Below are 16,599 nucleotides of genomic sequence, written 5' to 3'. Positions count from 1 at the left end.
TTCCTGAACCAGATCCAGACCAGCACAGCCCGACGCCATGCCCGATTCTCTCGACACCTTGCAGTCCCTGACTTCCCTGACCGTGCACAATGCCACCTCGGCATTGGAGCAAGGCCTGGACGCCATCCGCTCGGGTCAGACCAAGTTCGACTTGCGCAACGTCAAGGCTGTCGACTCGGCCGCCGTTTCCGTCATGCTGACGTGGCAGCGCGCCGCGCAGGATGCCGGCGGCGTGCTGGAACTGAAAAACCTGCCGAATAACTTGAAAAACCTCACCAAGCTGTATGGCGTGTGCTCGCTCGTGTCGAGCACGTTGAGTGCCGACAGCGCCGACGATTGCGGCAGCGCCGGCGGCAGCGCCGAACGCAGCCCGTCCGACCTGCATCATCATTGATCCTGTCCCACTCCCCGCATCAGCAGTAGCTTTCAAGCCGGCAGGACAGTAGCGCCGCCGGATTGATCTCCAAGTGTTTCACGAATTTTCCAACTATAATTGACTGTTGCGTCACCCTCGTATGAAGGGGACGCCCTGCACTGGCCTGCCGGCCTCGATCTCTCCGGCAACTGGCGCATCACACCCGACGCATTACACTTGAAACAAGCACATGACCGCAATTCAAATCACGAATGTAGAAAAGAGCTATAAATCGCTCAAGGCGCTGGGCGGCGTGTCACTGGCCATCGAGGAAGGCGAATTTTTCGGCTTGCTCGGTCCGAATGGCGCCGGCAAGACCACCCTCATCTCCATCATCGCCGGCCTGATACGCCCCGATGCGGGCAGCGTGAAGATCCACGGCCACGATGTGGTCAGCGACTTTCGCAATGCGCGCCGCAACTTGGGCGTGGTGCCGCAGGAGTTGGTATTCGACCCGTTTTTCACCGTGCGCGAAACCTTGCGCCTGCAGTCCGGCTATTTCGGCTTGCCGAACAACGACAAGTGGATCGACGAGGTCATGGAAAACCTCGACCTGACCGGCAAGGCCGACACGAATATGCGCGCCCTGTCCGGTGGCATGAAGCGCCGCGTACTCGTCGCTCAGGCGCTGGTGCACAAGCCGCCCGTGATCGTGCTCGATGAGCCGACCGCAGGTGTCGACGTGGAACTGCGCCAGACCCTGTGGAAGTTCATCTCGCGCCTGAACCGCGAAGGCGGCCACACGGTCGTGCTGACCACCCATTACCTGGAAGAAGCGCAAGCGATGTGCCAGCGCGTGGCCATGCTCAAGGCGGGCAAGGTGGTGGCGCTCGACACCATGTCGGCCCTGATCCGGCGCATCGCCGGTTCGCAGTTGCAGCTGCACCTCAAACATGGCGGCCTGCCGGCCGACCTGCAGCACCTGCTGCTGCACCCGCAAGAACAGCAGGCGCCGAACAAGTTCAGCCTGCGCATCAACGAATACAGCGAAGTCGAGAAAATCCTCGCCCACTTGCGCGAAGCCGGCGTCGAGATCGACGAAATGCAATTGCAACAAGCCGACCTGGAAGATATCTTCTTGCAGATCATGGATAAAGGTACCGTATGATTTCGACAGGATTTCGCACCCTCGTCTACAAAGAGACGCTGCGCTTCTGGAAAGTGGCGACGCAAACCGTGGCTGCGCCCGTACTTACCTCGATGCTGTACTTGCTGGTGTTCGGCCATGTGCTCGACGGCCGCGTGGAGCCCAGCCCTGGCGTCAGCTACACGGCCTTTTTGATCCCCGGGCTGGTGATGATGAGCGTGTTGCAAAACGCATTCGCCAATTCCTCGTCCTCGCTGATCCAATCCAAGATCACGGGCAATCTGGTGTTCGTGCTGTTGACGCCCCTGTCGCACTGGGAAATCTTCTCGGCGTATGTACTCGCTTCCGTCGCGCGCGGCCTGGCCGTGGGCTTTGGCGTGTTTGTCATTACCTGCTGGTTCGCCGACCTGTCGTTTGTCGCGCCGCTGTGGATCGTCATCTTTGCGCTCCTGGGCGCCGCCATGCTGGGCACCATGGGCCTGATCGCCGGCATCTGGGCCGAAAAATTCGACCAGCTGGCCGCTTTCCAGAATTTCCTGATCATGCCGGCCACCTTTTTATCGGGCGTGTTCTATTCGATCCACTCGCTGCCGCCGTTCTGGCAGTCGGTATCGCATCTGAACCCCTTCTTTTACATGATCGACGGCTTCCGCTATGGCTTCTTCGGCGTGTCCGACGTCAGCCCCTGGCTCAGTCTTTCCATCGTCGCCGGCTTCCTCGTGATACTGGCGCTGGCATCGATCCGCCTACTGAAAAGTGGCTATCGTTTGCGTCACTAGTGACGACACTCATTGCGCCATTGATTGCGGCACATCACATCACTACATTATTCAATATCAAGGACTTATCGTGACCACCACTCCAGAACTGATCCACGGCTACCTGTCGGCCGGCCTCGAATGCACGCACCTCGAAGTGGAGGGCGACGGCCAGCACTTCCAGGCAGTGATCGTTTCGCCGGCGTTTGCTGGCAAGCGTTTGATCGCCCGTCACCAGATCGTCTATGCGGCGCTGGGTGACCGCATGCGCGAGGAAATCCACGCGCTGTCGATGAAAACCCTGACACCTGAAGAATTCCAAGGATAAGTACATGGACAAACTCCTCATCAACGGCGGCAACCGCCTGAACGGCGACATCGCCATCTCCGGCGCGAAGAACGCCGCCTTGCCGATCCTGTGCGCCGGCTTGCTGACCGCAGGCGACCTGGACCTGACGAACGTGCCGCACCTGCACGATGTCGCCACCATGTTGAAACTGCTGGGCCAGACGGGCCTGAAGGTGCAGCAGGATGGCGACCGCGTCGTTCTCAACGGCAGCGCCATCGACACCTTGGAAGCGCCGTATGAACTGGTCAAGACCATGCGCGCCTCGATCCTGGTGCTGGGCCCCATGCTGGCGCGCTTTGGCGAAGCCAAGGTCTCCTTGCCGGGCGGCTGCGCCATCGGCTCGCGCCCGGTCGACCAGCACATCAAGGGACTCGAAGCGCTGGGCGCCGAGATCCGTATCGAAGCAGGTTATATCTACGCCAAGTGCGCCAAGCTGAAAGGCGCGCGCATCGTCACCGACATGATCACCGTCACCGGCACCGAAAACCTGCTGATGGCCGCGACCCTGGCCGAAGGCGAGACCATCCTGGAAAACGCTGCCTGCGAACCGGAAGTGACCGACCTGGCGCACCTGCTGGTGGCGATGGGCGCGAAGATCGACGGCATCGGCACCAGCCGCCTGGTGATCCAGGGCGTCGACGCTTTGCACGGCGCGTCGCACGCGGTCATTGCCGACCGTATCGAGACGGGCACTTTCCTGTGCGCCGTGGCGGCCACCGGCGGCGATATCACGCTGCGCAATGTGCGCACCGACATCCTCGACGCTGCGCTCGACAAGCTGCGCGCCATGGGCCTGACGATGACCTTCGGCGCCGACTGGATCCGCGCCGAGATGTCGGCCCGTCCGAACCCCGTCAGCTTCCGCACCACGGAATACCCGGGCTTCCCGACCGACATGCAGGCGCAGTTCATGGCTGTCAACACGCTCGCCAACGGCGCCAGCCGCGTCACCGAGACGATTTTCGAGAACCGCTACATGCACGTGCAGGAAATGAACCGCCTGGGCGCTGACATCACCATCGAGGGCAATACGGCCATCATCGCCGGCGTCAAGCAGCTGCGCGGCGCGCCCGTGATGGCGACCGACCTGCGCGCCTCGGCGTCGCTGGTGATCGCCGCCTTGGCGGCCGACGGCGAAACCCTGATCGACCGCATCTATCACCTGGACCGTGGCTACGATCGCATGGAAGTCAAATTGTCTGCAGTCGGCGCCAACATCGTGCGCATCAAATAAAAATAGGAAAAGCAATGAGCATGAACGGATCGAATAACGGTGACAGCTCCCAGCTGATCCTGGCGCTCTCAAAAGGCCGTATTTTTGAGGACACCATGCCGCTGCTGGAAGCGGCCGGCATCAAGGTGCTGGAAAACCCAGAGACCTCGCGCAAGCTGATTTTGGCCACCAATGATCCGAACGTGCGCGTCATCATCGTGCGCGCCAGCGATGTGCCGACCTATGTACAGTACGGCGCGGCCGATTTCGGCGTGGCGGGCAAGGATGTCTTGCTCGAACACGGCGGCGAAGGCCTGTACCAGCCGATCGACCTGAATATCGCTTCCTGCCGCATGTCGGTGGCGGTGCAGGCTGGCTTTGACTACGAAAAGGCGGTGCAGCAGGGTGCGCGCCTGCGCGTGGCCACCAAGTTCGTGCACACGGCGCGCGAGCATTTCGCCGCCAAGGGCGTACACGTCGACCTGATCAAGCTGTATGGTTCGATGGAGCTGGCGCCTTTGGTGGGCCTGTCCGACGCCATCGTCGACCTGGTCAGCACGGGCAGTACTTTGCGTGCGAACAACCTCGTCGAGGTCGAGCACATCATGGAAATTTCGTCGCGCCTGGTGGTCAACCAGGCGGCGCTCAAGCTCAAGCGCGAGCGTTTGCAGCCTATCATCGAGGCGTTTGAACGCGCCTCGCAAACCGCTTCGCAAGCCTAGACAATCTCAGTAGCAGAAAGCCGATTATGTCCATACAGATACGCAAGCTCGATTCAAGCCAGGATGGTTTCCAACAATCGCTCGATACACTGCTGGCGTTCGAGGCAGGCACCGACGCCGCGATTGAAACGTCGGTCGCAAAAATCCTGGCCGATGTGAAAACGCGCGGCGACGCCGCAGTACTCGAATACACCAACCGTTTCGACCGTATCCCGCATGGCGGCGCGGCGGAAATGGCGGCGTTTGATATTTCGCAAGCCGAATTGCAGGCGGCCCTGAATGGCTTGCCGTCGGCGCAGCGTGAAGCGCTGCAGATCGCCGCGCAGCGCATCCGCGTCTTCCACGAACACCAGCGCGAGCAATTGCGCGGTTTTACCTACACCGAGCCCGATGGCACGCTGCTGGGCCAGAAGATCACGCCGCTGGACCGGGTCGGTATCTACGTCCCGGGCGGCAAGGCAGCGTATCCATCGTCCGTGCTGATGAACGCCATTCCCGCCCATGTGGCGGGCGTGGGCGAAATCATCATGGTGGTGCCAACGCCTGATGGCGTGAAAAACCAGCTGGTGCTGGCCGCCGCTGCAATCGCCGGCGTGACGCGCGTGATTACCATCGGCGGCGCGCAAGCGGTCGGCGCGCTGGCTTACGGCACGCAGACGATTGCCGCCGTCGACAAGATCGTCGGCCCGGGCAACGCCTATGTGGCCGCCGCCAAGCGCCGCGTGTTCGGCATCGTCGGCATCGACATGATCGCCGGACCGTCCGAAATCCTGGTGCTGTGCGACGGTACGACGGACCCGGACTGGGTCGCCATGGACCTGTTTTCGCAGGCCGAACACGACGAACTGGCGCAGGCGATCCTGCTGTGCCCCGATGCCGACTATATCGCCAAGGTCGAAGCGAGCATCGCCAAGCTGCTGCCGACGATGCCGCGCCAGGCCACCATCAGCACTTCGCTGCAGGACAGGGGTGCGCTGATCAAGGTGCGCAGCATGGAAGAAGCGTGTGAAATCGCTAATGCCATCGCGGCCGAACACCTGGAAATCTCGGCGGAAAACCCGCAGCAGTGGGCCGAGCAGATCCGCCATGCGGGTGCCATGTTCCTGGGGCGCTTTTCGTCCGAATCGCTGGGCGATTATTGCTGCGGTCCCAATCACGTGCTGCCGACTTCGCGCACCGCGCGTTTTTCGTCGCCGTTGGGGGTGTACGACTTCCAGAAGCGTTCGTCCATCATTTACGTCAGCGAAGCGGGCGCGCAAACCCTGGGCCGTGTCGCCGCCACTCTGGCGTATGGCGAAGGCTTGCAAGCCCACGCGCGCAGCGCTGAACTGCGTTTGACGCCGCAGCCATGACGCAGATGGCGGAGCGGCCGGACTGGGTCAACCGGGTCTATTGCGAAGACGCGCTGGCGGGGCTGGCGCGTATTCCCGATGCTTGCGTAGACCTGATCCTGACGGATCCGCCATACAACCTGGGCAAGGATTATGGCAACGCTTCGGACCAGCAGTCGGTGGCCGATTACCTGCGCTGGACGGAGGCGTGGATCGATGCGGCGCTGCCCAAGCTGAAAGCCAACGGCAGCCTGTACATCTTTCTCACCTGGCGTTATTCGCCAGAGATTTTTGTCATGCTGAAACAACGGATGGCGATGATGAATGAAATCATCTGGGATCGCCGCGTACCGTCCATGGGCGGCAGCGTGCGCAGCTTTTCATCGGTGCACGACACCATCGGTTTCTTCGTCAAGCGCAAGGATTATTACTTCGACCTTGACGCCGTGCGCATCGCCTACGACGCCGCTACCAAGAAAGCGCGTTCGCGCTCTATCTTCATCGGTGCGAAATGGCTCGAGGTGGGCTACAACCCGAAAGACTTGTGGAGCGTCTCGCGCCTGCACAAGGAACACCCGGAACGCGCCGACCATCCGACGCAAAAGCCGCTGGAAATTATCGAGCGCATGCTCAAGGCTTCGTGCCCGCCCGGCGGCGTGGTGCTCGACTTGTTCATGGGCAGCGGCACCACGGCGCTGGCGGCGAAGCGCTGCGGGCGCGATTTCGTCGGTTTTGAATTGAATCCCGCTTATTGCGCCATCATCGAACAGCGCTTGGCGGCACTGGCGCAGGAACTGGCCGAACCGGCCGCGCCGCAGCCAGAGAAAAAGGCGCAGGCCAAACGCCGCGCCGCTGTACCCAAGGCGGCCAAGGCGGCCGTGAAGAAGCCGTTGGCGGACAAGCCGCCAGCAAAGGCGAAAAAAACGCCGGCAGTAAAAAAAGCACCGGCCCGCCAGGCGCTCAGCGTCGACGCGCCGGAAGACGTCCTCATTTAGTCACCATTGAGTCTCCATTTAATTCCATCAGGAGTGTTTGCAGCATGTCTTTCCTCGATCAGTTAATCAGCAACACCGTGCGCTCCGATGTGCGGGCCGTCAAAAGCTATCAGGTAGTAGATGCCAGTGGCTACATCAAGCTCGATGCGATGGAAAACCCGTATCTGCTGCCGCAGCACTTGCGCGAGGAACTGGGCGCGCGCCTGACCGCCGTGGCACTGAACCGCTATCCGCCGTCCTACGCCAGCCTGCAGGCGGCCATCTGCGCCAAGCTGGGCGTGCCAGCCGCTTACGACGTCATGCTGGGTAACGGTTCCGATGAACTGATTTCCATCCTGGCCATGGCTTGCGCCCGCCAGGAAGCGGGCCAGCGCGCCGTGATGCTGGCACCCGTGCCGGCCTTCGTCATGTATGCGCGCTCGGCGCAGTTTGCCGGCATGGATTTCGTCGGCGTGCCCCTGCAGGCCGATTTCAGCCTGGACATGGAGGCCATGCTGGCGGCCATTGAAGAGCACCGCCCGTCGCTGGTCTTCCTCGCGTATCCGAATAACCCGACCGGCAATCTGTTTGCCAGCGTCGATATCGAACGCATCCTGGCCGCCCTGGGCGACACGGGCATCGCCGTCGTCGACGAAGCGTATGAGCCGTTCGCGCAGCACAGTTTCATGGGCCGCCTGCCCGAGTTCGAGAATCTGGTGGTGATGCGCACCGTGTCGAAACTGGGCCTGGCCGGGATTCGCCTCGGCTATATGTCGGCCGCGCCAGCCCTGCTGGCGCAGTTTGAAAAAGTGCGTCCGCCGTACAATGTCAATGTGCTGACGCAGGCAGCGGCCGAATTCGCGCTCGAGCACATCGAGGTGCTCAATGCCCAGGCGGACCTGCTCAACAGCGCGCGCGATGCACTGGCGCTGCGCCTGGCGGAATTGCCCGGCGTGACGGTCTTCCCCTCGAAGGCAAATTTTCTTTTGATTCGTGTGGCCGATTCCGACGATGTTTGCGCAAAACTGCTTGCCCGCAGAGTCTTAATTAAAAATATGAGTAAAATGCATGCTGCGCTGCTCAATTGTCTGCGTATCAGCGTTAGCACCCCGGAAGAGAATTCCCTTTTTTACGATGCCTTCAAGGCATCCCTCGTTTAGCCTATCGCCAGAGCCTCCCATGAACCGCACCGCAGAAATCACGCGCAATACCAATGAGACGCAAGTTCGCGTCGCCCTCAACCTCGATGGCACCGGCCAGCAAAAGCTCAATACGGGCGTGCCCTTCCTCGACCACATGCTGGACCAGATCGCCCGCCATGGCTTGATCGACCTCGATATCGAAGCGACCGGCGACGTGCATATCGATAACCACCACACGGTGGAAGACGTCGGCATTACCCTGGGCATGGCCGTGGCCAAGGCCATCGGCGACAAGAAGGGTATCCGCCGCTATGGCCACGCGTATGTGCCGCTGGACGAGGCGCTGTCGCGCGTGGTGCTCGATTTTTCGGGCCGTCCTGGCATCGAATATCACATCCCGTTTACGCGCGCCATGATCGCCGGCTTCGACGTCGACCTGACGCTGGAATTCTTCCGCGGCTTTGTCAATCATGCGGGCGTGACATTGCATATCGATAACTTGCGCGGCACGAATGCCCACCATCAGTGCGAAACCGTGTTCAAGGCCTTTGGTCGTGCGCTGCGCATGGCTGCCGAGCTCGACGAGCGCGCCGCTGGCATCATTCCATCGACCAAGGGCAGCCTGTAAGCGCTGGTCGATTACACTGTCAATTCTGAGATTAAATAAACACATGAATAAAATTGTGGTGGTGGATTACGGCATGGGCAACCTGCGCTCGGTGGCGCAGGCCCTGCGTGCCGTGGCGCCGGATGCCGATGTGTGCATTTCCGGCGTGCCGGCCGACATCGATAGCGCCGACCGCATCGTTTTGCCGGGCCAGGGCGCCATGCCCGACTGCATGCGCAGCCTGCGCGAATCAGGCGTGCTCGAAGCGCTGCTGCGCGCCGCCGATAGCAAGCCCGTGCTGGGCGTGTGCATAGGCGAGCAAATGTTGTTCGAGGCCAGCGAAGAGGGCGACGCCGCCGGTCTGGGCTTGTTGCCCGGCAAAGTCGTGCGCTTCCAGCTCGACGGCCAGGTGCAGCAGGACGGCTCGCGCTTCAAGGTGCCGCAAATGGGTTGGAACCAGGTGCGGCAAACGGCGTCGCATGCGATGTGGGATGGCATTGCCGACAATGCCTATTTTTACTTTGTGCACAGCTATTTTGCTCAGCCACAAGAGGCGGCGCACACGGTGGGCGAGACTGTCTACGGCGCGCCGTTCGCCTGCGCCGTCGCGCGTGATAATATTTTCGCGACACAGTTCCACCCTGAAAAAAGCGCTGCCGCTGGTTTGCAGTTGTACAAGAACTTCGTTCACTGGCAACCCTGACGTCGCGTATTGATGTATTTTTTGATGTATCTTCGTGGCCTTTCCGGCTTCGCTTCTCACTCACTCTGACACCACACTGACCATGCTGCTTATTCCCGCCATCGACCTGAAAGACGGTCACTGCGTACGCCTAAAACAAGGCGATATGGAACTTGCCACCGTATTTTCCGAAGACCCGGCCGAAATGGCCCGCCATTGGCTGATGCAAGGCGCGCGCCGGCTGCATCTGGTCGACTTGAATGGCGCCTTTGCCGGCAAGCCGAAGAACGAAGGCGCCGTGAAGGCCATCCTGAAAGCGGTGCAGGACTTCGCCGTGGAAAACGATATCGAGGAAATCCCCGTGCAACTGGGCGGCGGCATTCGCGACCTCGACACCATCGAGCGCTATCTCGACGCCGGTATCAGCTACGTCATCATCGGCACGGCGGCAGTGAAAAGCCCCGGCTTCCTGCATGACGCCTGCAGCGCCTTCCCCGGCCATATCATCGTCGGCCTCGATGCCAAAGATGGCAAAGTGGCAACGGACGGCTGGAGCAAGATGTCGGGCCACGAAGTCATCGACCTGGCGAAAAAATTTGAAGCCTATGGCGTCGAATCCATCATTTACACCGACATCGGCCGCGACGGCATGATGGGCGGCATTAATATCGAAGCCACCGTCAAGTTGGCGCAAGCGGTCAAGATTGCCGTCATCGCCTCGGGCGGCTTGCACAATATCGGCGACGTCGAAGCGCTGTGCGCGGTCCAGGCCGAAGGCATCGAAGGCGTGATCTGCGGCCGTTCCATCTATGAAGGCACGATCGACCTGGCGCAGGCGCAGGAACGCGCCGACGAACTGACCGACGCTGCCGTTTAAGCCTGCCCGGCCCTGGCATGCAGCCGCATGCGCGGGCCTGGCAACAATCTGGATACCATCATGCTTGCAAAACGTATCATTCCCTGCCTCGACGTGACCAATGGTCGCGTTGTCAAAGGCGTCAACTTCACGCAATTGCGCGATGCCGGCGACCCGGTGGAAATTGCCCGCCGTTATGACGAGCAGGGCGCCGATGAAATCACTTTCCTCGACATTACCGCGTCCAGCGACAACCGCGGTCTGATCTTCGACATCATCGAAGCGGTGGCCTCGCAAGTGTTCATTCCGCTGACCGTGGGCGGTGGCGTGCGCGTGGTGGAAGACGTGCGTCGCTTGCTCAATGCGGGCGCCGACAAGGTCAGCATCAACACCTCGGCCGTGACGAATCCCCAACTGGTGTTTGAGGCATCGCAAAAGCACGGTTCGCAATGCATCGTCGTGGCCATCGATGCCAAGCAGGTGTCGCCCGGCAAGTGGGAAGTATTTACCCATGGCGGACGCACTGCGACGGGCCTGGACGCCTTCGCATGGGCCAAAAAGATGGAAAGCCTGGGTGCTGGCGAAATCTTGCTCACCAGCATGGACCGCGATGGCACCAAGGTCGGCTTCGATCTGGGCCTGACGCGCGGCGTGTCGGACGCCGTCAACATCCCTGTCATTGCCTCGGGCGGCGTGGGCAGCTTGCAAGACCTGGCCGATGGCATCAAGGTGGGTCGCGCAGACGCCGTGCTGGCCGCCAGCATCTTTCACTATGGCCAGCACACGGTGCAGGAAGCCAAGCGTTTCATGGCGCAGCAGGGCATCCCCATGCGCCTGGCCTAAACAAAAATAGTCAGCAAGATACAGAAGCAGGATACAGAACATGCAAAACGGAAGCATCGTAGCAAGCAACGCCAAGTGGCTGAAAAAAGTCAAATGGGACGAGCACGGCCTGGTGCCGGTGATCGCGCAGGAAGCGGGCAGCAATGACGTGCTGATGTTCGCCTGGATGAACCGCGATGCATTGGCGCGCACGGTGGAGCTCGGTGAAGCGGTGTACTGGAGCCGTTCGCGCAAGAAACTTTGGCACAAGGGCGAAGAGTCGGGCCACACGCAAAAAGTGCTGGAAATTCGCCTCGATTGCGATGAAGACGTGGTCTTGCTGAAAATCGAGCAAGCTGGCGGCATCGCCTGCCATACGGGCCGCCATTCGTGTTTCTTCCAGAAATTTGAAGGCGACGAAAAAACCGGCGAATGGCATATCACCGCCCCCGTCCTGAAAGACCCTGAGACGATTTACGCGGAAACCAAGAACAAATGAGTGAAACTTTAAAGCGCCTGGCTGCCGTGATCGAATCGCGCAAGCTGGCCAACGGCGGCGACCCCGCCACTTCCTACGTCGCGCGCCTGTTTGCCAAGGGTGATGATGCCATTTTGAAAAAAATTGGCGAAGAAGCGACGGAAACGGTGATGGCCGCCAAGGATGCGCGCCGCGACAACGACCCATCGAAGGTCTTGTACGAATGCGCCGACCTGTGGTTTCACTCGCTGGTGATGCTGGCCCAGTTCGACCTGACGCCGCAGCAGGTGCTCGACGAGCTGGCGCGCCGCGAGGGCTTGTCCGGCCTCGAAGAAAAGGCGGCGCGCAAGGATGAGCTGCGCGACGCCGGCGACACCGACAAACACTGACCTACTGGAGCGTGCATGGATAACTGTATTTTTTGCAAGATTGTGGCAAAACAAATTCCTTCTTCCATCGTGTATGAAGACGAAGACTTGCTCGCCTTCAAAGACATCAATCCGGCCGCCCCCGTGCATTTGCTGCTCATTCCCAAGCACCATGTGGCCAGCCTGTCGGACTGCGACGATCGCCATACGGAAATGCTGGGCAAGCTGCTGCGCCTGGCGCCGAAGCTCGCAGCCGAGTTCGGTTGCGCCGTCAGCTATGACGTCGATGGCACGCCTGCCGGCGGCTTCAAGACCATGATCAACAGCGGCCCCGATGGCGGGCAAGAGGTGTATCACTTGCACATGCATGTGTATGGTGGTCCCCGCCCCTGGCGCGGCCAGCACTGATTTCGCCGTGCGCCGGGTTCGCGTGTATACTATCGGCATTGGTTGACGCTATTCGGGCACCGTCCCGCAAGGAGAATGTGATGGGTTCATTGAGTATTTGGCACTGGCTGATCGTTCTGGTCATTGTGATGCTGGTCTTCGGCACCAAGAAACTGGGCAATATGGGCGGTGATATCGGCAAGGCCGTCAAAGGCTTCAAGGATGGCGTCAAGGGTGGAGATGATGTCCCGGCTGCCAATACCCCTCCTGCTGCGCCATCGCAAGTGGCCGATAAAAGCACCGTCGACGTCGAGACGAAAGAGAAAAGCAAGTTCTGATAGCGTGGTGGGGCGCTTGCCTCATCCGGTAACAGCTCTTGTGCGCTTATGATCGATATCGGTCTCTCTAAAATCGCCATCATCGGCGTGGTAGCGTTGATAGTCATCGGCCCTGAAAAGCTGCCGAAAGTAGCGCGCATGGCCGGTACCCTGTACGGCCGCGCGCAACGCTACCTGAACCAGGTGAAATCCGAAGTCTCGCGCGAAATTGAAATGGAAGAGCTGAAAAACCTGCAGAAGGAAGTGCAGGATGCCGCCCATTCAGTCAAGCAAAGCGTGGAGAAATCCATCCATGGCGTGGAAAACTCGATCTCCGGCAACCTGGCCGAGGTGGAAAACGCCTGGCGCGGCGATGCCAGCGCGGACGATGGGCAGCACGATCCTCACGAAGCCATGCTGCGCGCCACCAACGATGACCTGGCCCGCAAGGCGCGCGAATTTCGCCGCAAGAAGCTGGTGCGCAATTCCGCCATTCCCGGCTGGTACAAGCAGCGCCATGGCGGCAAGCTGCATGTGCAGTCGGCAGCGGCCCGCGTGGCGCGTTTCCGTCCGCGCGCCAATTCCTCCTCCTTTTACTCATGAGTAGCAAATCCCCGGTGGAAGAAACCTTTATCTCGCATCTGGTCGAGCTGCGCAACCGCCTGGTCAAGGCCTCGATCGGCATCGCCGTGGTCTGCGCCGTGCTGTTCTACTGGCCCGGTCCCGCGCAGATCTACGACTTTATCGCCGAACCGATGATCGCCTCGCTGCCGGCCGGCTCGAAAATGATCGCCACCGGCGTCATCTCACCGTTCCTGGTGCCGATGAAAGTGACCCTGGTGATCGCCTTCATCGTCGCCTTGCCCTGGGTGCTATACCAGATGTGGGCGTTTATCGCGCCCGGCCTGTACACGCATGAAAAGCGCCTGATCGCGCCGCTCGTTATTTCTTCGTCGCTGCTGTTCATGGCCGGCGTGGCCTTTTGCTACTTCTTTGTCTTTGGCCGCGTGTTTCACTTCATCAGTGACTTTTCGCCATCCTCGATTGCCGTCACGCCCGATATCGAAAACTACCTCGACTTCGTCATGTCGATGTGCCTGGCCTTTGGCGCCACGTTCGAAGTGCCGGTGGTGGTGGTGATCCTGGTGCGCATGGGCCTGGTCAGCGTCGCGAAACTCAAGGAAGTACGCCCCTACGTCATCGTCGGCGCCTTCGTGATTGCCGCCATCGTCACACCGCCGGACGTGGTCAGTCAGTTTTCGCTGGCCATCCCGATGTGCCTATTGTTCGAGCTGGGCCTGCTGGTGGCGCCCATCTTCGTCAAGGTTACCCAGGCGCCCGAAGAAGCGTCCTAGACAGCAAGCTGACACGGGCACGATACCCAGGCAAAAGCCGCTGATCTCTTCCGGGAGCAGCGGCTTTTTCATAGACAGGGTAGCCGGTAGTTTGCGGTGATACAAACCAATGCAAAAAGGGCGCAGCAGCGCCCTTTGCCAGCAGACGATGCGTAGCGCTTAATTCATCAATTCCTTGATGACTTTCACGGGCGCGCTGCCGTAGCTGAGGAATTGCTCATGGAAATCCTTCAGCACGAATTTGCTGCCCAGTGCCTGCTTGCGCTGTTCGCGCAAGTCCATGATTTCGCTATAGCCACTGAAGTAGCTGGTCAGTTGCACCGAGCTCAACTGTACGCGGCGCCATTTTTCCGTCGCTTCACGCTTGGTCTGGAAGGCCTGGCGCGTCAGCAGGTCGAGCGCCTGTGCTTGCGTCATGCCCAGCACGTGCACGCTGTAGTCGAGGATGGTGTTGGTGACGCTGCGCAAATTCCACTTCGAGTACATCAGCCACATTTCCGGCGCGTTATCGCCATAGCCCGATTCGAGCATCATGCGTTCGCCATACACGGCCCAGCCTTCGATCATGGCGCCATTGCCAAAGATGGACTTGACCAGCGAGGGCGACTTGTTGGCGTACACGAGCTGCGTGTAATGGCCGGGAATGGCTTCGTGAATATTGAGGATCTGCAAGATCCAGTGGTTGTACTCGCGCAAGCTGCTTTCCGCCTGTTCCGGCGTTTCGCCGTCGAGCGGCGTCACGTTGTAATAGGTGCGGTCCTGCGGGCGATACGGGCCGGGCGCCTCGATGCTGGCGCCAGCCACGCCGCGCTGGTAAGCGGGCGTTTCACGTACGACCAGCGGCTTTTTCGGATCCATCGTCAGCAGATTGTGGCTGCTGACCCATTCCTGCAATTGTGGGATCTGGCGACGAATTTCCGGCACGAAATCGGCGGCCGCCACATGCTTGCTGGACAGCTTGTCGATGACCATGCCGATCTTCGCCGTGCGGTCCGTCGGCTTGGCCGTGGCGCCCATGGTTTTTAGCCACAGCTCGTCGGACAGGCTATCCATGTGCTCGAGCAGCTTTTCGCGCGCGGCCAGGGCTTTCTGGTACATCTGCTCGGCACTCACGCTGGCCTGGATATCGTAGGCGAATTTCTGTTCGTACAAGTCTTTGCCGATGCGGAAGGAGCGCGCGTTGCCGTTCTGCGCCAGCGCGCCATCTTGCTCCGTCAGCCAGGCCGCATAGCCTTGCACTGCCGTGCGGGCTGCGGCGATGTGGGCGTTGTACAGCTGTTTTTCCGTCGCTGTCAGGATGGAGCCCTGTGCCGTCTTGTTCAGGTCGTCGAGCACGCTGAGCACGCCGGCGCTCTGGGCGATGGCCAGCTGCGTGTGTTCGCGCGTGGGGTTGACGATGCTGGCGCGCGCGGCCGCATAGTATTGCGGCACGCTGGCGATGCGCTTGAGCAAGGTGCGCAGGCGCTGCGGCTGCGCCGCGTATTCCGTGTTCAGGATGAAGTCGATGGAACCGGCCACGTTGTATAGGGCGGGGTTCCATTCGAATTCGCGCAAGGTGGTCAGATTCCAGCGGTCCGATTGCAGTTTATTCGTCAGCAAGGCCAGGTCGGTGCGTTGCTTGTCCGACATTTTGCTGGCATTGAGCTTGCCGAACTTGCCCAGCCATTCTTCGATGAAGGCCAGTTGTTTCTGGCGGCTGGCCGCGTCGGGGATGCTCAGGTTGGCCGCGCCATCGTATTTACCGACCGAAATCGCGCTTTCCGGGTCGAGGCGCCACAGCGCCGTCAGGAATTGGCCGCTCAGGTTATTCATGGAGCGGTCGCTGCTGTTCTCGCTGGCGACGGCCGCGACCGTCGCTGCCGTGGCTGCCGTGACGACGGCCGCTTTCTTGACGCCGGTTTTTTTCTTGCTGCTGCTGGTGCTGGCCTTGCTGCTTTTCTGCGGCTTCTTGGCGGCGCTGGCCGGTGTCAGGGTAAAGGCCATCATCAATGCGGCGAGCACAACTTTATTTTTTATTTGCATAGTTTATCTCTTGAATATATCGTCGTTTGTTTTAATCATAAAATAATAAACTGATAATATAAGTAACAAACAACTATTGAAAGGTTGGCTTTGCTTGCCAGGGCGGCCAAAGATTAGCATTAATTGCCGCGCTTGCGCAGTTTTTTGCCTTTCTGCCAATCCCGCTAGACGACGATGGCGCTGCCTTGCAGCATTTCTTGGTGACGCGCATTCAGGGTCGCGACGGCATCCTTGCCGCGCGCCATGCCGGTGGCATGGATGCCGATGTCTTGCGTGTAGCGCTGGCTGACGCGCACGGTGTAGGACTGGAACAGCCAGCTCCAGAAATTGGTTTCATAGACGGCTTCGTCCATGTCGCGCCATTTGACGCCCATTAGTTTCTTTTTCCACGGCAAGATGCCGGACGCCAGCCAGACGCCTGCCTCATCAATGTAAAGCTGATAGCTGCGGATGGTCAGCAGGCGGTAGGTGACGATCAGGGCTGAGCCGATCAGCACCACCAAGGCGGCGCGCGTGTTGTACTTGAAAGCCAGTGGCAGGGCGGCAAAGAATAGCAGCACGGCAACGACGAAAGTGCTGACGTAGGCGGTCCAGGATTTGCCGCACAAAAAGGTGGCGCGCTGGCCGGCGCTGGTGGCGATAAAGTCGGTCATGGGGTCGGATAAAAACGGGGAAAAACGATCATCGCATGGAACGCGGTTCCCCCGTTCATTT

Annotated in this window: 21 protein-coding genes; 19 read left to right on the top strand and 2 right to left on the bottom strand. The window is 60.2% G+C overall.

Annotated elements, in window-relative coordinates; translation table 11 throughout:
* Nucleotides 1-37 precede the first annotated feature (37 nt).
* The 19 genes from H4V96_RS21075 to tatC all read left to right on the top strand — a co-directional run bounded on the left by H4V96_RS21075 (nt 38) and on the right by tatC (nt 13,863).
* Nucleotides 38-394 (top strand): STAS domain-containing protein, encoded by a 357-nt coding sequence (locus H4V96_RS21075; protein WP_010402137.1) that lies wholly within the window; start codon nt 38-40, stop codon nt 392-394.
* A gap of 211 nt (nt 395-605) precedes the next feature.
* Complete coding sequence (locus H4V96_RS21070) at nt 606-1,523, top strand: ABC transporter ATP-binding protein (protein WP_010402136.1); 918 nt, start codon at nt 606-608, stop codon at nt 1,521-1,523.
* Nucleotides 1,520-2,281, top strand: coding sequence for an ABC transporter permease (locus H4V96_RS21065; protein WP_196856541.1), 762 nt, complete (start codon nt 1,520-1,522; stop codon nt 2,279-2,281). Before H4V96_RS21070 ends, H4V96_RS21065 begins: the two co-directional genes overlap by 4 nt.
* A 70-nt stretch (nt 2,282-2,351) precedes the next feature.
* A complete protein-coding gene (locus H4V96_RS21060) occupies nt 2,352-2,588 on the top strand; it encodes a BolA family protein (protein WP_010402134.1) in 237 nt (78 codons plus the stop codon).
* 4 nt (nt 2,589-2,592) lie between these two features.
* A complete protein-coding gene (gene murA / locus H4V96_RS21055) occupies nt 2,593-3,843 on the top strand; it encodes a UDP-N-acetylglucosamine 1-carboxyvinyltransferase (protein WP_010402132.1) in 1,251 nt (416 codons plus the stop codon).
* A 14-nt stretch (nt 3,844-3,857) separates the two neighbouring features.
* Nucleotides 3,858-4,544, top strand: a complete 687-nt coding sequence (hisG, locus tag H4V96_RS21050; RefSeq protein WP_010402130.1) for an ATP phosphoribosyltransferase — start codon at nt 3,858-3,860, stop codon at nt 4,542-4,544.
* Between the two features lie 26 nt (nt 4,545-4,570).
* Nucleotides 4,571-5,896 carry a histidinol dehydrogenase gene (gene hisD, locus H4V96_RS21045; protein ID WP_196856542.1) on the top strand — a complete coding sequence of 442 codons (1,326 nt, stop codon included), beginning with the start codon at nt 4,571-4,573 and terminating at the stop codon, nt 5,894-5,896.
* 5 nt (nt 5,897-5,901) lie between these two features.
* On the top strand, nt 5,902-6,870 hold the full coding sequence (locus H4V96_RS21040; RefSeq protein WP_196856557.1) for a site-specific DNA-methyltransferase: 969 nt from the start codon (nt 5,902-5,904) through the stop codon (nt 6,868-6,870).
* Nucleotides 6,871-6,914: 44 nt separating this feature from the next.
* On the top strand, nt 6,915-8,009 hold the full coding sequence (gene hisC, locus H4V96_RS21035; protein WP_010402125.1) for a histidinol-phosphate transaminase: 1,095 nt from the start codon (nt 6,915-6,917) through the stop codon (nt 8,007-8,009).
* Nucleotides 8,010-8,028: 19 nt separating this feature from the next.
* Complete coding sequence (gene hisB, locus H4V96_RS21030; RefSeq protein ID WP_010402123.1) at nt 8,029-8,619, top strand: imidazoleglycerol-phosphate dehydratase HisB; 591 nt, start codon at nt 8,029-8,031, stop codon at nt 8,617-8,619.
* 43 nt (nt 8,620-8,662) lie between these two features.
* Nucleotides 8,663-9,301, top strand: coding sequence for an imidazole glycerol phosphate synthase subunit HisH (hisH, locus tag H4V96_RS21025; RefSeq protein WP_010402122.1), 639 nt, complete (start codon nt 8,663-8,665; stop codon nt 9,299-9,301).
* Between the two features lie 82 nt (nt 9,302-9,383).
* Entirely contained in the window at nt 9,384-10,157 is a 774-nt protein-coding gene (hisA, locus tag H4V96_RS21020; RefSeq protein ID WP_010402121.1) for a 1-(5-phosphoribosyl)-5-[(5-phosphoribosylamino)methylideneamino]imidazole-4-carboxamide isomerase, read from the top strand.
* A 60-nt stretch (nt 10,158-10,217) separates the two neighbouring features.
* On the top strand, nt 10,218-10,979 hold the full coding sequence (gene hisF / locus H4V96_RS21015) for an imidazole glycerol phosphate synthase subunit HisF (protein WP_010402119.1): 762 nt from the start codon (nt 10,218-10,220) through the stop codon (nt 10,977-10,979).
* A gap of 40 nt (nt 10,980-11,019) precedes the next feature.
* Nucleotides 11,020-11,457, top strand: a complete 438-nt coding sequence (hisI, locus tag H4V96_RS21010) for a phosphoribosyl-AMP cyclohydrolase (protein ID WP_010402117.1) — start codon at nt 11,020-11,022, stop codon at nt 11,455-11,457.
* On the top strand, nt 11,454-11,825 hold the full coding sequence (locus H4V96_RS21005; RefSeq protein WP_010402116.1) for a phosphoribosyl-ATP diphosphatase: 372 nt from the start codon (nt 11,454-11,456) through the stop codon (nt 11,823-11,825). Before hisI ends, H4V96_RS21005 begins: the two co-directional genes overlap by 4 nt.
* Before the next feature lie 15 nt (nt 11,826-11,840).
* Nucleotides 11,841-12,212, top strand: a complete 372-nt coding sequence (locus H4V96_RS21000; RefSeq protein WP_010402115.1) for a histidine triad nucleotide-binding protein — start codon at nt 11,841-11,843, stop codon at nt 12,210-12,212.
* An 80-nt stretch (nt 12,213-12,292) separates the two neighbouring features.
* A complete protein-coding gene (gene tatA / locus H4V96_RS20995; RefSeq protein ID WP_196856543.1) occupies nt 12,293-12,529 on the top strand; it encodes a Sec-independent protein translocase subunit TatA in 237 nt (78 codons plus the stop codon).
* 48 nt (nt 12,530-12,577) lie between these two features.
* On the top strand, nt 12,578-13,111 hold the full coding sequence (gene tatB, locus H4V96_RS20990; RefSeq protein ID WP_010402112.1) for a Sec-independent protein translocase protein TatB: 534 nt from the start codon (nt 12,578-12,580) through the stop codon (nt 13,109-13,111).
* Nucleotides 13,108-13,863 carry a twin-arginine translocase subunit TatC gene (gene tatC, locus H4V96_RS20985; protein WP_029496740.1) on the top strand — a complete coding sequence of 252 codons (756 nt, stop codon included), beginning with the start codon at nt 13,108-13,110 and terminating at the stop codon, nt 13,861-13,863. The genes tatB and tatC overlap by 4 nt, the downstream gene beginning before the upstream one ends.
* A gap of 159 nt (nt 13,864-14,022) precedes the next feature.
* Here the strand turns inward: tatC and H4V96_RS20980 are convergent, their stop codons facing one another.
* A complete protein-coding gene (locus H4V96_RS20980) occupies nt 14,023-15,885 on the bottom strand; it encodes a DUF885 domain-containing protein (RefSeq protein WP_196856545.1) in 1,863 nt (620 codons plus the stop codon).
* Nucleotides 15,886-16,049: 164 nt separating this feature from the next.
* Nucleotides 16,050-16,538: a hypothetical protein gene (locus H4V96_RS20975; protein WP_010402108.1), complete on the bottom strand. Its 489-nt coding sequence runs from the start codon at nt 16,536-16,538 to the stop codon at nt 16,050-16,052.
* Nucleotides 16,539-16,599 lie beyond the last annotated feature (61 nt).

It is taken from the genome of Janthinobacterium sp. CG_23.4, assembly GCF_029892305.1.
Taxonomy (GTDB): Bacteria; Pseudomonadota; Gammaproteobacteria; order Burkholderiales; family Burkholderiaceae_D; genus Janthinobacterium; species Janthinobacterium lividum_D.
This window is presented reverse-complemented; position numbering and strand designations above follow the sequence as displayed.